Genomic DNA, 12,916 nt, shown 5'->3' on the forward strand with positions numbered 1-12,916 from the left:
CCGCCACGGGCGGGTGGACGACACGGCCGTCCCGCCCGGCGGCCGGCGATTCGCAGGCCGCGGGACCGGCCGCGACATCGAGGGCTCGGGGTCTATGTTCGATGCCGGTTGACCAGGGGCTTTTCGGGCTGGTGGCGAGGGCGAACCGGTGGCCCCGCGGCGTCCCTGGCCCTCGGCGTGGCCTGACCGGTGATTTTTCCGCGCCGTGCTGGTCTGTACGCCGAGTACAGATTCACAGGAGGCTGACGCCATGCGGAGACTGACCTTTGGTATGAACCTGAGCCTGGACGGCTACATCGCCGCGCCCGGCGACGACCTCGGCTGGAGCGTGCCGAGCGACGAGCTGTTCCAGTGGTGGTCCGACCGGGTGGGGGCGACGGGCCTGGCGCTGTACGGGCGCAAGCTGTCGGAGACGATGAGCTCCCACTGGCCGATCGCCGACCAGCGGCCTGGCGCCACGCCGGCGGAGATCGAGTTCGCCCGCCGCTGGCGGGACATGCCGAAGGTGGTGTTCTCCTCGACGACCAGCACGGTCGGCTGGAACACCCGCCTGGTCACCGGCGACGCGGTCACCGAGATCACCCGGCTCAAGGGCGAGGATGGCGGCCCCATTGACATCGGCGGCGCCACACTCGCCGGGGTGGCGATGCGGGCCGGGCTGATCGACGAGTACGTGCTGGTCACCGCACCGGTCTTGGTGGGCAGCGGCACGCCGTTCTTTACGGCCCTGGACAACTGGGTGAACCTGACCCTGATGGAGACCCGGACGTTCCCCGACGGCGTGATCCTGACCAGGTACGAGACCAGGCGCTGAGTACCCAACCTCGGATCGGCCCGTGCTTCAGGCCACCCAATCCCACCAGCGGCGGCCGCAGCGGCGACGGTGAGGCCGTCGAGGTTGTTCCGGTCGCTACGCCCATAGCTCACGCTGTGCCGGCGGCGGCGAGCGTGACGGACACATCCCCGAGCTCGAGGGCAAGTCGATCACCTCCAGCGAGCTGCTGCTGCGCTACCTCCCGGACGCCATGCTCGTGAAGGCGTTCAACAACATCTTCTTCAAGCACCTGCTGGCACTCGCCCGCCCGGCCGGGGCGACCGACCGCTCTTACCTGCCGATCGCCGGGGACTCCGCGCCGGCGAAGGCGGCGGTGACCGAATTCATCGAATCCATCGGGTACGGCGTGGTGGACGCGGGACGGCTGGCCGATAGCCGGCGGCAGGCGACGGGCACGCCGGTGTGGGGGACCCCATACGGGCAAAGGCCGGAACTCACCGCCAACACGCCCGATCGTCCACCGCGGCCACGATGGAAGATGATCTTGCTCACCGCATCGTCATCGGGCGGCCGGCACCCCTTGCCGTCACCGTCCTCCGAACCGAGCCGCATCCTCCGGGGCCGGATCCGCCGGGCGGTCGCTCGTCGTTCGCCCCTGTGAGTACTCGATGCGGGCGAGCACCTTGTCGGAGATCCGTTGCAGCGTCCGCAGGTCGTCCGGGGTCAGGACGTCGACGAACAGGTCCAGCACCCGGGCCACGTGTCCGGGTGCAGCGTCCGCCAGGTGGGCGTAGCCGGCTTCGGTCAGGATCGCTTGCGTGTACCGCCCGTTGTGCGGGTCGGGCTCGCGGCGCACGAATCCGCGTTTCTCGAGCCGTCCCATCATGTGGGACAGGCGGGACAGCTCCGTGTTGGCCAGGAGCGCGAGCTCGCTCATTCTCATGCGGCGCTCGGGCTGATCGGACAGGTGTGCCAGCACGTGGTACTCGAAGAAGCTGAGCTTCGAGTCCTGCTGGAGCTGCGACTCCAGCGCCGCCGGCAGTCGCTGGAGGAGCCTCATGAACCCGCGCCACGCCGCCAGCTGATCGGTGGTGAGCCAGCGTGGCTCGGAAACCTTGGACTCCTCTTGGACAGACACGTGCGCAGTCTACCGAGCAACCTCACTTGAAGATTCAAGTGAGGTTGCTCTACGCTGTCACTTGAACATTCAAGTGAAAGCCCCGCTCGGATCGGAAGGACCGTCCATGAGCAACGTGAAGATAGCCATCATCCTCGGCAGCACCCGCCCCGGCCGTAACGGCGAAGCGGTGGCGAACTGGGTGCTGACCAAGGCCAAGGAGCGCGCCAACGCCGACTACGAGCTGATCGACCTGCTCGACTACCCGCTGCCGCATCTGGACGAGGCCGTGCCTGCGAGCCGGGGCGTGTACGCCGGCGAGCACACGAAGGCCTGGTCCGCCAAGATCAAGGAGTTCGACGGGTACGTCTTCGTCACCCCGGAGTACAACCACTCGACCTCTGGGGTGCTGAAGAACGCCATCGACTACCTCTACACGGAGTGGAACAACAAGGCCGCCGCCTTCGTGTCGTACGGCTCGCTCGGCGGTACGCGGGCGATCGAGCACCTGCGGGCGATCTCGAGCGAGCTGCAACTGGCCCACGTGCGCCAGCAGCTCTCCTTCTCGTTGCTCACCGACTTCGAGAACTTCTCGGTGTTCAAGCCTTCCCCGATGCACGACAACTCTGCTTCCGTCCTGTTCGACCAGCTCGAGTCCTGGGCCGGCGCGCTCAAGTCGGTTCGCAGCTGAGATGAAGCTCTCCGGCCTCGAAGAGCACTTCGTCACCGCCGACGTGGTCGCGGCGTGGAAGCGGCGCGACCCCCAGCTCGCCGAACCGATGATGAAGTGGGCCGTCGCCAGTGACATCACGCCGGCGCTGCTGGATCTCGACGGCGGACGCATCGCCGCGATGGACGACGCCGGGATCGACGTGTCGGTGCTGTCCCTCACGACACCGGGGCTGCAGAACCTCGACACGGCGGAGGCGGTCGCCCTGCAAGGACCCACGAACGACGCGATCGCCGCCGCCGTGCGCCGCCACCCCGGGCGCTTCCAGGGGTTCGCGGCGCTCGCCACCTCCGCTCCATCGGCCGCAGCCGCCGAACTGCGGCGCGCGGTCACCGAGCTGGGGCTCAACGGCACGCTCGTCAACGCCAACTCCGGTGGCCGGGCCCTGGACGCGCCTGAATTCTGGGACGTCTACGAGGCTGCCGAGGACCTGCGCGCGCCCGTCTACCTGCACCCGAGCGTTCCGTTCCCGGCCGTCACCGAGGCCTACTACCGCGGCTTCGGCGCACCGGTGGACAGCATGCTGGCCACCGGTGCGTTCGGCTGGCACTACGATGCCGGGCTGACCGTGCTCCGGATGATCATCGCCGGCGTCTTCGACCGGTTCCCCGAACTGCAGGTCATCCTGGGGCACTGGGGCGAAGTCGTGCTGTTCTATCTGGACCGCATCGCGGCCATGGACAAGCTCACCGACCTGCGGCGCCCGATCGCGGAGTATTTCCGCTCGAACATCTTCATCACCCCGGGCGGCATCTCCAGCCACAAGTATCTGCGGTGGAGCCTGGAGACGGTGGGGATCGAGCGGATCATGTACGCCTCCGACTACCCGTTCAACAGAGAGCATGCCGGATCCGCGAAGCGCTTCCTGGACACGGCGCCGATCGGCGAGGCCGACCGCGAGCGCATCGCCTACCGGAACTGGGAAGAGCTCGTCGCCGGTATCCGACGCTGACCGATCGCGCCGAAAGGGCACGTCGACTTCATGCCCTGACGCGTCACCGCGCCCGTCCAAGCCGCGCTCTCTTCGCACCGAAAAGGAGCCAAGGCACATGAGCCAGGCCCAAACCCGGCTGCAGGTCGTGTTCGCCGATCTGCGCCGCGCCATAGACGACGTCATTCTGAAGCACCAGGTAACCCTCGAGGAACTGCTCGCCGCCATCGAATGGCTGCAGCAGGTCGCCGACGCCGGCGAACTGCCGTCCGCGAGCATCTTCTTCTACAAGACCGTCCTGAAAGCAACCGCGGGCGCGACTTACGCCCATCCGGAGAAGGACGGCGCGAGCCACTGGGAGATGGAGGGCCCCGCCCACCGCCCCGGCGCTCCTGTCCTGCACAGCCCCGCTGTGCTGCCCATGCGCTCCGACGAACCCGGCGAACCCCTCATCGTGTCCGGGACTGTGCGCACCACCACAGGCGACCCGTTGCCCGGAGCGGCCCTCGAGATCTGGCAGATCGACGCCGACAACGTCTATTCCGGCATAGACAGCAGCGACTTCGAGCCGCTGCACATCCCCAACGACTCCACCGGCATCCCCGCCGACAATCTCCGCGCCAGGATCATCGCCGACGCCGCCGGCCGCTACGAGTTCCGCACGGTGATGCCCGGCACCGAAACCTTCGGCCTGGCCGTGGACAGCCCGCTGGCCGCGCTGACCCAGGCGTTGCAGCTCGAAGGCCTGCGCCCGCTGCACATCCACTCCATCATCTCCGCGGACGGGTGCCTGCCACTGACCACCCAGATCTACTTTGACGGCGACCCACTGGTCGACAGCACCGTCGAAGGCCCCGTCCCCGCCGATGCGGTCAAGGCGACCACCCGTCACGACGACCATCTTGCTCGCGGCCTCGACCGGCCCTACCGCACCCTCACCTACGACTTCGTCCTGCGCCCCACTGCCGAAGGCACCGCGCTCACTGCGCGGTGAACGGTTCAGAGTCGGCACACGCACACGGAGAGAGACGAGGACCTGCGATGAAGAAGGCACGTATGAATGCTGCTTCCGATCCCGCGGCCGTCTACGACCGGTTCATGAAAGAGCAGGCTCCCGCCAGTCGCGGTCAGCGTCGCTGGACGCCGGCCGATGGCCCAATGCCCGCGCTCTACCTCAGCCATGGCTCTCCAGCGCTGTTCGAGGACGCGTTGTGGATGAGCGAGTTGTTCGCCTGGTCCCAGGCGCTACCCAAGCCGACAGCGATCCTGATCGTCAGCGCGCACTGGGAATCGGCGCCGCTCGGCCTGTCGGCGTCGGGTCCGCGCACCCCGTTGGTCTACGACTTCGGGGGCTTCGCCCAGCGGTACTTCCGGATGACCTATGAAACGCCGGACGCCGGCGCACTGGCCGCCCGCGTCATGGCCTCAATGCCGGACAATGAACCGGTCCACCAACACGCCGTCCGCGGCCTGGACCACGGCGCGTGGGTCCCGCTGAAGACCATGTACCCCTACGGCGACGTACCAGTCCTACAGATGTCCTTGCCCACCCACGCCCCCGCCCGGCTGATGAACATCGGCCGTCGGCTGCGGCCCCTGCGCGAGGAAGGCGTGCTCGTGATCGGGTCGGGTTACATGACGCACGGGGTTCCCTTCCTCACCCGGGACCAGTTCGTGCACAACATCGTGCCGCCCTGGTCCGCCGACTTCGACGCCTGGGCGGCCGACGCCCTCGCCCGTGGTGACGTCGACACCTTGGCCGGCTACCGCAGCCTCGCCCCCGCAGTGCACTACGCGCATCCCACCGTCGAGCATTACACGCCGATGTTCGTCACCCTCGGGGTCGCGACCGACGCCGAAGTGCCCGTACGGACGACGATCGAGGGCTACCGGTTCGGACTGTCCAAGCGGTCCTTCCAAGTCGCCTGATCCGAGCCGGCGGCCACACGTCGTTGTACTCGAATCTCATCGAGCAACTCGGCGATGTCGACCACCCGGAGCGACCACCGCCGCCAAACCGCCCTGAAACGGAAACTGGGCGCTCTCGGTGCTACCGAGAGCGCCCAGCTCCTTGCCGGTGTGCCGCCAGGGACTTGAACCGCGAACCCGCGGATCAAGAACAGGCGCCGGTGGTTGAACCAGTCCACGTACTCAAGCGTGGCCGGTTCGACATCATCGGCGGTGCGCCATGGGCCGCGCCGGTGGAGGAGTTCGGTCTTGTACAGGCCGATGGTGATTTCGGCCAGGGCGTTGTCGTATGAGTCACCAGTGGAACCCGACCGAGCGCACAGCGCCGGCGGCGAGCCGCTGGGTGTAGCGGATTGAGGTGTACTGGCTGCCACGATCCGAGTGATGCACCAATCCCTCCAACGTCGTGTCGCGCCGCCAGACCGCAACCCACAACCGGTTCGGGCCCGCTGCGGTGAAGTCGCGTTTGACCAGAAGAGCATCGAGGTGACCTACCGGATCTACGGTCACCTGGTGCACAGGACTGCCGGTCAGGTAGTGCTTTCGCTTGATCCCTGCGGTGCGGCACACCCTGGGCCGGTGAGCCGTGGAGAGGAACGCGTCGGCATGCGGCCGGGCGCTGACCGCCGGCCTTGCGTCCGCCCGCGTTCGCGCGGTCGGCCCGGCGCCGGCCGGTGTCGCACGACGAGAGGCGTCAGCTTCGCGCAGGCTCCTCGAAGCCTGCCGCGGTCCATCCGGGCGTGATGTCCTCGCGCTGCACGTCCGTGTTCCGCACCGTGTCGCCGCAGACTCCACAGACGGTGTGGACCACCAGGTCATGGTCCTTGTGCCGCATGCGGACGGGCGGGGAGGTCACAGCCCAGCGGTCACCCCAGCTCATGAGCGCGCTGGTGACATCCGCCAGTTCACGCCCGGCTCGTGTCAGGTAGTAGCCCTGACGCTGGCCGTCGTCCGGGAGTGGGCGCCGTTCGAGGACGCCGTTTTCGACGAGTGCCTTGAGCCGGGCGGCCAGACGGTCCGTCGGCGCGCCGGTGTTCTTGGCGATCTGACGGAACCGATGATTTCCGAGCATGACCTCACGGATCGCCGGGAGAGCCCAGCGATCGCCCACGATCTTGAGGGCGGCGGCAAGGGAGCAGGGGCGTCCGGGGAGGTCCCGGGGATCGATTCGCGTAGTCACACCACCCATACTGCCCCCAGGGGTTTGATTATCAAATTGATTCTTGGTTGACTACCGCCATGGACATGTCGCTTGGATTTCCAAAGCGTTCCCGACTGGGCTCCCTCGTGGTCCTCCTGGCCGTTTTCATGACCAACCTCGACCTGTGGATCGTGAATGTGGCGCTTCCCGCCATGGGCGCGAGCTTCTCCGGTCCGGCACGCGCAGCGAGCCTCGCGTCGCTGTCCTGGGTCCTCAACGGCTACGCGATCACCCTCGCGGCACTCCTCGTCGTCGCCGGGCGCGTTGGCGACCGGATAGGCCAGCGCCCCGTCTTCCTGACCGGTGTGACCGTCTTCACCCTTGCCTCTCTGGGGTGCGCCCTTGCCCCGAACCTGACGGTTCTCGTAGTCGCTCGGGTGGTGCAGGCCATGGGTGCCGCCGCTCAGCTGCCGACCTCACTGGCCCTGCTGCTGGCCACGGTGCCGGCCGAGGGACGTACACGCGCTACACGCGGATGGGCGGCGACCGGCGGGCTGGCCGCCGCTGCCGGACCGGTGGCCGGTGGCCTCCTCGTGCAGGTCGACTGGCGGTGGGTCTTCGTGATCAACCTACCGATCGGGATCGCCGCGCTCGTGGGGGGCCGCGCAGCGCTCCCGGCCGCCGGCGCCCGGGAGACCGGGCGGCTTCCCGATCTCGTCGGCGCGGTTCTGATCACGGCGTCCATCGCCGCGCTCTCCGGGGCGCTGGTGGAAGGTCCCGACTGGGGATGGACCACCGGTGGAACAGTGTCGTTGCTGGTTCTGGCCCTGCTCGCGGCGGCTCTCTTCGTCGCGCGGTCCCTGCGGCACAGCCATCCGCTCTTCGAACTGCACCTCCTGCGGCTTCCGCGCTTCGGCGTGGCGAGCTTCGGATCGTTCGTCTTCGGTGCGGCCTTCGCGATCATGTTGCTGTCCAACGTGTTGTGGTGCCAGGACGTCTGGCGCTGGAGCGCGGTGCGTACGGGCCTCGCGCTGGCGCCGGGCCCGGCTCTAGTTGTACTGACCCGTGAGGTTGGTGACGCGGCTGGCGGGTGGAAGGCCTCCGAGTGCGGTGTGGCTGCGGTGATGGTTGTACATGTGCAGCCAGGGTGCAAGGGCGGCGCGGCGTTCGGCTTCTGAGGTGTAGGGGCGGGCGTAGGCCCATTCGTCGGCCAGGGTGCGGTGGAAGCGTTCGACCTTGCCGTTGGTCTGGGGCCGGTAGGGGCGGGTGCGCTTGTGGGTGATGCCGGCGGCGGTGAGGGCGTCGCGCCAGGCGAAGGATTTGTAGCAGCCGCCGTTGTCGGTCAGGATCCGCCGCACGGTGATCCCGCAGCCGGTGAAGTAGGCGTGAGCGCGTTGGAAGAACGCGACGGCGGTCTCTTTGCGTTCGTCGTCCAAGATCTCGGTATAGGCCAGGCGGGAGTGGTCATCGAGGGCGGTGTGCAGGTAGCCATAGCCCAGGTGTGCTCCGCCGTGCCGGTCGCGGGTGGCGCCGGGGGTGGTGGCCCGGTTGCGTTTGCCGGGGCCGCGGCCGGTGACGCGCCAGCCGCCGCCGTCGGGGATGTTGCCCAGTTTCTTGACGTCGATGTGGATCAGGTCCCCGGGCCGGTCGTGTTCGTAGCGGCGGATCCGGCGGCCGGTTCCTCGGTCCAGGCAGGTCAGGCGCGGGCAGTGGTAGCGGGTCAGGACCCGGTGCACCGTGCTGGGGTTCAGGCCCAGCCGGCCGGCGATCCGGGCCGGTCCCAGCCGGTGGGTCAGGCGGAGTTTGATGATCCGCTGCTCGGTTTTGCGCGGGGTCCGGGACGGGTTGTGGTGCGGACGGCTGGAGCGGTCGGTCATCCCGGCGGCGCCCTGCTGCCGGTACCGGTCCGCCCACCGCTTGGCCGTCGTGGCCGAGACCTGGAACCGCTCGGCCGCCCGTGCCAGCGGCCACTTGTCCTCCACGACGCAACGCGCCAGCTCCAACCGGCCCCGGGGCGTGAGTTTGGCGTTAGCGTGGACCATCAAGGACCTCCAGGACGAGATGTGCATGTTGTGGTGACACACACCTCGCCAGGAGGTCCTCCCTATTTCAAGATCATCCAGCCGTGTCGCCGTTACCAACGTCCGTGGTCAGTACACCTAGTGCCGGTGGTCACCGTGCTGACCACCCGCGTCGCGCGCCGCTTCGGGCACGGCCCGCTGGTGCTGGTCGGCGGCTTGTTGTTCGCCGCCGGCATGGTGTGGCGCGCTGGCTTCGTGTCCGTCTCGCCCGACTATGTCGGTGACCTTCTACCGAGTCAGGTGCTCGGTGGCCTGGGCGTCGGCCTGGCGGTGGGAACCCTCATCGCCGCCGGTGTGCACGCGCTTCCGGCCGACCGTGCGGCCACCGGCTCCGCTCTCGTCAACTCCGTACGGCAGATATCGGCGACGGTCGGCGTCGCGGTTCTGGTGGCAGTGGTCGGTTCGCACGTCGTTCCCGACTCGCGGGTCGATTTCCGGGTTGCCTGGGGCATCGCGGCCGGACTGAGCGTGCTGAGTGCGGCCGTCGGCGTCAGGCTTAGCCGCGACAACGGCGGCAACCGGGCGCCCGCCGGCGCACGGGGTGACGCCGGCTCCACACGACCGCTGACTGATGCGCGCTGAACCGTCCCGCGAGCAGTGGATCAGCGGCGAAGACGGCGCTCTCGTTACACCAAGGCAGTGGCGCCGAGTTCGTACACCGACTCTCACCGCCCGCCGTTCAGACGCACGGCGACCGTGCTGAACGCGGCACGCTGACCCCTGGAGTTTGCGGCGCGGAGCTGCGCGTTCGCCCCGAGGAACTGCGGAGCCGGCGTACGCCGTACCAGTTGATCGCCTACTGCCTGAGTAAGAGGGGCTACATCATCGGGTGGCGGATTCGCCTTCTGCCCTCTTGCGCGGCACTGCGTCGATGGGTAATCAGGTCCGCAGAGGCTGAGCGTCGTCGACGCCGGCATCGGAGGCAACCGGGTCCTCACCGACGGCCCTGCGTCCGGCATCCCGAACATTCACGACCAGGCTCCCTCCTGCCGCGCCCGTACCCCCAGCAGCCGCAGGTCGATCGCGTCGGCCATCAACGGGGGCCTCACCAGGGCATCGCGAACGCCCACGTGCGTGCAGTGCGGTGATGGCCTCCTCGACCTGCGGGGCGTGCGGACGCGTGGCGGCGTGGGCGGCGACACCGACCGACAAGGTGCCGGCTTCGTCGGGCTCGCGGTCATGACCGGCCGACAGCAGCCGCACTCGGCGGGGAGCGTGGCCGACACGTCGACGACCGTGATCCGATCGCTGCCAGGCGAGCCGTGAGCGGAGCCCCCAGGCCGGCGGCTCCCTCGATTGCCCAGGTCGCCTCCGGCCGGCGCCGGGCGAGCGTGCGCAGCCGCCGGTAGATCGGACACGGCGGTCGTCGGATCCGGATCCTGGGCGCGAGACACGCGTCATCGCCTGATCAACCCAGCCCCTGCCGAAGAGCTGCACCCTTCAGGGTTCGCCACGACCCGTCGGCTGAGGGGCAGCCCAGTCTGTCGGTGTCCAGGGGATCGGCCACTCATTCTCGGTGCTGTCGAGCCGCTGCTGCGCAACGGACGCCCTGGGGTGACCGATTTTCTCGAAGAGGTTAAGTGCTTGCTGCCAGGCGTGACGGGCGCGGTCGAAGTGGCCGGCGGTGGCGTGGGTCTCGCCGGTGCCGAAGAGTGCGTCGGCCTGGAGGAAGGGGTCAGAGAGGAGGAGGGCGAGGTGTTGTTGTTCGCGGTAGAGATCGAATGCGCTGTCGAGGTCTGTGCCGACAAGGTGGAACCAGGCGAGATTGCCGATGGCCAGCACTTCGCCGCGGCGGTAGCCCAGCTGCCGGTAGATCGCGAGGGCCTGATGAGTATCGGCGAAGGCTTGAGTCAGGCGTCCCAAGCGTTGTTGCAGCACCCCCCGGTTCAACAGCGCCGTTGCGCGGGCCCGATGCGTGTCTTCGCCGTGGAGCAGGCCAAGGGCCTGGGTGAAGAGGGCGACGCTGTGCTCATGATTGCCCCGTTGGCATTGGACCGTGCCGTAGTCGATCAGGGCTGAGCCCTCGCCAGAAGGGTCGACGACAGTGCGGTAGATCTCGAGCGCCCTCAGGCAGCTGTCTTCTGCCTCGTCGAGGCGGTCCATCCTCCAGTAGGCGCTGCCAAGTCCGGACAGCATCAGGGCCTCGACGGCCTGGTCGCCGGCGGCCCGCGCGGCCACGACAGCGAGTTGCTGTGCGGCGAGTAAGTCGTCGAACTGATTGCGGACGATACAGAACTCCTTCTGGACCGAGGCGAGTTGCCACACGCGGCGGTGAAGTCCGGCTCGGGCAGCAGAGTTCTGGATGGTGGCGAGGTTCTGCCGTTCGTTCTCGAACCACGTCAGGCCTTCGTCGTAGCCGGCGAAACGCCTGGGCCTTGCGGCCTGTTCGGGCGGTAAACCGGACAGGGACGGGGCGCCGATGGCGAGGGCGGCGGCATAGCCGGTGGCCACGGCCCAGGTCGCCAGCCGGGCCACCGGTGCGGTGGGGTCCGGCTCCGGGTCGGCGTCGGCGAGTTCGGCGGCATAAGCCCGCAGCAGGTCGTGGAGTTCGTAGCGGCCGGGCGTGTTCTGGCGGATCAGGTTCTCGTCCTGGAGCTGCTCGAGGGCGACCTCGGCCTCGTGGGCGGGGATGTCGGCGAGCGCGGCGAGGATGGCCGGGGTGAAGTCGGGACCGGGGTGGTGGCCGAGGAGGCGGAAGACGCGCCGGAGCGGCCCGGCGAGGTCCCGGTAGGAGAGTTCGAAGACGGGGCGTATCGCGCGGCCGCCGGCGCGGATCGCCTCCAGCCGCCCGGCCTGCATCCGGTCGGCGTGCTCGGCAAGGCTCCACGCGGGCCGGGAGCGGAGCCGCGCGGCAGTCAGTGCCAAGGCCAGCGGGAGACGGTCGCAGTACTCCACGATCCGGGTGGCCGCGTCGGGTTCGGCGGTGACGCGGTCCCGTCCGGCGATCCGCTTCAGCAGGTCGAGTGATTCGGCGTCGGTGAACGTGCCGATCAGGTGCGGGGTCACGCCGTCAAGGCCGGCAAGGCTACGGCGGCTGGTGATCAGCACCAGGCAGGTCGGGCCGGCGGGGATGAGGTCACGGACCTGGTGCTCGTCGGCGGCGTTGTCGAGCAGGATCAGCGCACCGCGTTCGCGCAGCCGGTCGCGGTACATCGCCGCCCGCTCCTCCCGGCTCACGGGGATCTGCTGTGCGGGCACACCGAGCTGCCGCAAGAACGCCTCCAGTACCGCGGCGGGGTCGGCGGCCGGGACATCAGGGTCGAAGCCGCGCAGGTTAACGTGTAGTTGGACGTCGGTGAAGTGGCCGGCGCGGACCAACTCGTGGGCGACGCGGACGGCGAGCTGGGTCTTGCCCACCCCCGCCATGCCCTCGATCGCGGAGATGACGACTGTTCGAGCATTCCCGCTGCCGTGTCGGCGTGTAGCCGTTTCGATGAGCCGTGTCAGCTCGTCATCACGGCCGGTGAAGGTCGCGAGCTCCGCGGGAAGCTGACCGAACACACCGACCGGACCGCCTGTCTTCGCCAGTCCGTGGACCTTGACGCACGCCTCCCGCCAGCGAGCCACACCGTCCTCGTCCACTCCCAGCGCCCGGACGATCGCGACCACCAGGTCTAGATCCAGGCGACGCCGGCCGGTTTTGAAGGCGTCCACGACCGTGAATGGCGACACGACCCGCGGAGGCTTCATGAAAGGCCCGGCCTGTCGGGCCAGCGTCCGATAGGACGGCATCCCTGCCCACACGCGCAGCTCACCCAGCAAGCCGATGAATTCCGCCAGATCCGCGGCTTTATCCGGATCCGGCATCACACCCTCGTGTCGCACCACAACACCCGCCCCCGAAAGCCGTACACCCCTGAACAACACGGTAAATGAGTGTGTGTGGGATGTGTGGATTCGTGTGGGAAGCGAGACTTCGCCGGGCTTCCTCCCGCAGAGTGATTGTGCTGCGAGGGCGGGTCATACGACCGGACTAGGTGGCCGAGACCGGTCACGCGTCGCCCCCTCGGTACCAGGTGTGGTCCGGGTGACCGTTCCGGCCGGTCCGGTAACGGTGACCGAACCACTGCGAGAACTCCAAACCCGCCATCGGCACACACAAAGAAGGAGCACACGATAACTGTCGGCAACTGGCTACCAGGCAAGGACCATCCGCTACATCGCGCGATGGCT

Annotated in this window: 11 protein-coding genes and 2 pseudogenes; 8 read left to right on the forward strand and 5 right to left on the reverse strand. The window is 68.4% G+C overall.

Features of this window, described 5'->3' with window-relative positions:
• The first annotated feature begins 250 nt into the window (after positions 1-250).
• Both NE234_RS42600 and NE234_RS42605 read left to right on the forward strand, forming a co-directional pair.
• Complete coding sequence (locus NE234_RS42600) at positions 251-814, forward strand: dihydrofolate reductase family protein (protein ID WP_252786868.1); 564 nt, start codon at positions 251-253, stop codon at positions 812-814.
• Positions 815-1,025: 211 nt separating this feature from the next.
• Entirely contained in the window at positions 1,026-1,436 is a 411-nt protein-coding gene (locus tag NE234_RS42605; protein WP_252786869.1) for an NAD(P)-binding domain-containing protein, read from the forward strand.
• Here the strand turns inward: NE234_RS42605 and NE234_RS42610 are convergent.
• Positions 1,362-1,913 carry a MarR family winged helix-turn-helix transcriptional regulator gene (locus NE234_RS42610; RefSeq protein WP_252786870.1) on the reverse strand — a complete coding sequence of 184 codons (552 nt, stop codon included), beginning with the start codon at positions 1,911-1,913 and terminating at the stop codon, positions 1,362-1,364. The genes NE234_RS42605 and NE234_RS42610 overlap by 75 nt on opposite strands.
• Positions 1,914-2,019: 106 nt before the next feature.
• On the opposite strand from NE234_RS42610, the gene NE234_RS42615 reads away from it, so the two are divergent.
• The 4 genes from NE234_RS42615 (at position 2,020) to NE234_RS42630 (ending at position 5,482) form a co-directional block, all read left to right on the forward strand.
• Positions 2,020-2,583 (forward strand): NADPH-dependent FMN reductase, encoded by a 564-nt coding sequence (locus NE234_RS42615; RefSeq protein ID WP_252786871.1) that lies wholly within the window; start codon positions 2,020-2,022, stop codon positions 2,581-2,583.
• 1 nt (position 2,584) lies between these two features.
• Positions 2,585-3,574, forward strand: a complete 990-nt coding sequence (locus NE234_RS42620; protein WP_252786872.1) for an amidohydrolase family protein — start codon at positions 2,585-2,587, stop codon at positions 3,572-3,574.
• 97 nt (positions 3,575-3,671) lie between these two features.
• A complete protein-coding gene (locus tag NE234_RS42625; protein ID WP_252786873.1) occupies positions 3,672-4,547 on the forward strand; it encodes a dioxygenase family protein in 876 nt (291 codons plus the stop codon).
• A 164-nt stretch (positions 4,548-4,711) separates the two neighbouring features.
• On the forward strand, positions 4,712-5,482 hold the full coding sequence (locus NE234_RS42630; RefSeq protein WP_252786874.1) for a dioxygenase family protein: 771 nt from the start codon (positions 4,712-4,714) through the stop codon (positions 5,480-5,482).
• 191 nt (positions 5,483-5,673) lie between these two features.
• Here the strand turns inward: NE234_RS42630 and NE234_RS42635 are convergent.
• Together NE234_RS42635 and NE234_RS42640 are read right to left on the reverse strand one after the other, a co-directional pair.
• Positions 5,674-5,920, reverse strand: a pseudogene (locus NE234_RS42635) (integrase core domain-containing protein); the annotation flags it as partial.
• Between the two features lie 295 nt (positions 5,921-6,215).
• Positions 6,216-6,701, reverse strand: a complete 486-nt coding sequence (locus tag NE234_RS42640) for a winged helix-turn-helix transcriptional regulator (protein ID WP_252786875.1) — start codon at positions 6,699-6,701, stop codon at positions 6,216-6,218.
• 65 nt (positions 6,702-6,766) lie between these two features.
• On the opposite strand from NE234_RS42640, the pseudogene NE234_RS46200 reads away from it, so the two are divergent.
• A pseudogene (locus tag NE234_RS46200) lies at positions 6,767-7,306 on the forward strand (MFS transporter); the annotation flags it as partial.
• 405 nt (positions 7,307-7,711) lie between these two features.
• On the opposite strand, the gene NE234_RS42650 reads toward NE234_RS46200, so the two are convergent.
• Entirely contained in the window at positions 7,712-8,704 is a 993-nt protein-coding gene (locus tag NE234_RS42650; protein ID WP_252786876.1) for an IS481 family transposase, read from the reverse strand.
• 126 nt (positions 8,705-8,830) lie between these two features.
• Between NE234_RS42650 and NE234_RS42655 the strand changes: the two genes are divergently transcribed.
• Positions 8,831-9,325 (forward strand): MFS transporter, encoded by a 495-nt coding sequence (locus NE234_RS42655; protein WP_252786877.1) that lies wholly within the window; start codon positions 8,831-8,833, stop codon positions 9,323-9,325.
• Between the two features lie 858 nt (positions 9,326-10,183).
• Here the strand turns inward: NE234_RS42655 and NE234_RS42660 are convergent.
• Positions 10,184-12,550, reverse strand: a complete 2,367-nt coding sequence (locus NE234_RS42660) for a tetratricopeptide repeat protein (RefSeq protein WP_252786878.1) — start codon at positions 12,548-12,550, stop codon at positions 10,184-10,186.
• Between the last annotated feature and the right edge of the window lie 366 nt (positions 12,551-12,916).

Source organism: Actinoallomurus rhizosphaericola (assembly GCF_024055675.1).
GTDB classification, from domain to species: Bacteria; Actinomycetota; Actinomycetes; order Streptosporangiales; family Streptosporangiaceae; genus Actinoallomurus; species Actinoallomurus soli.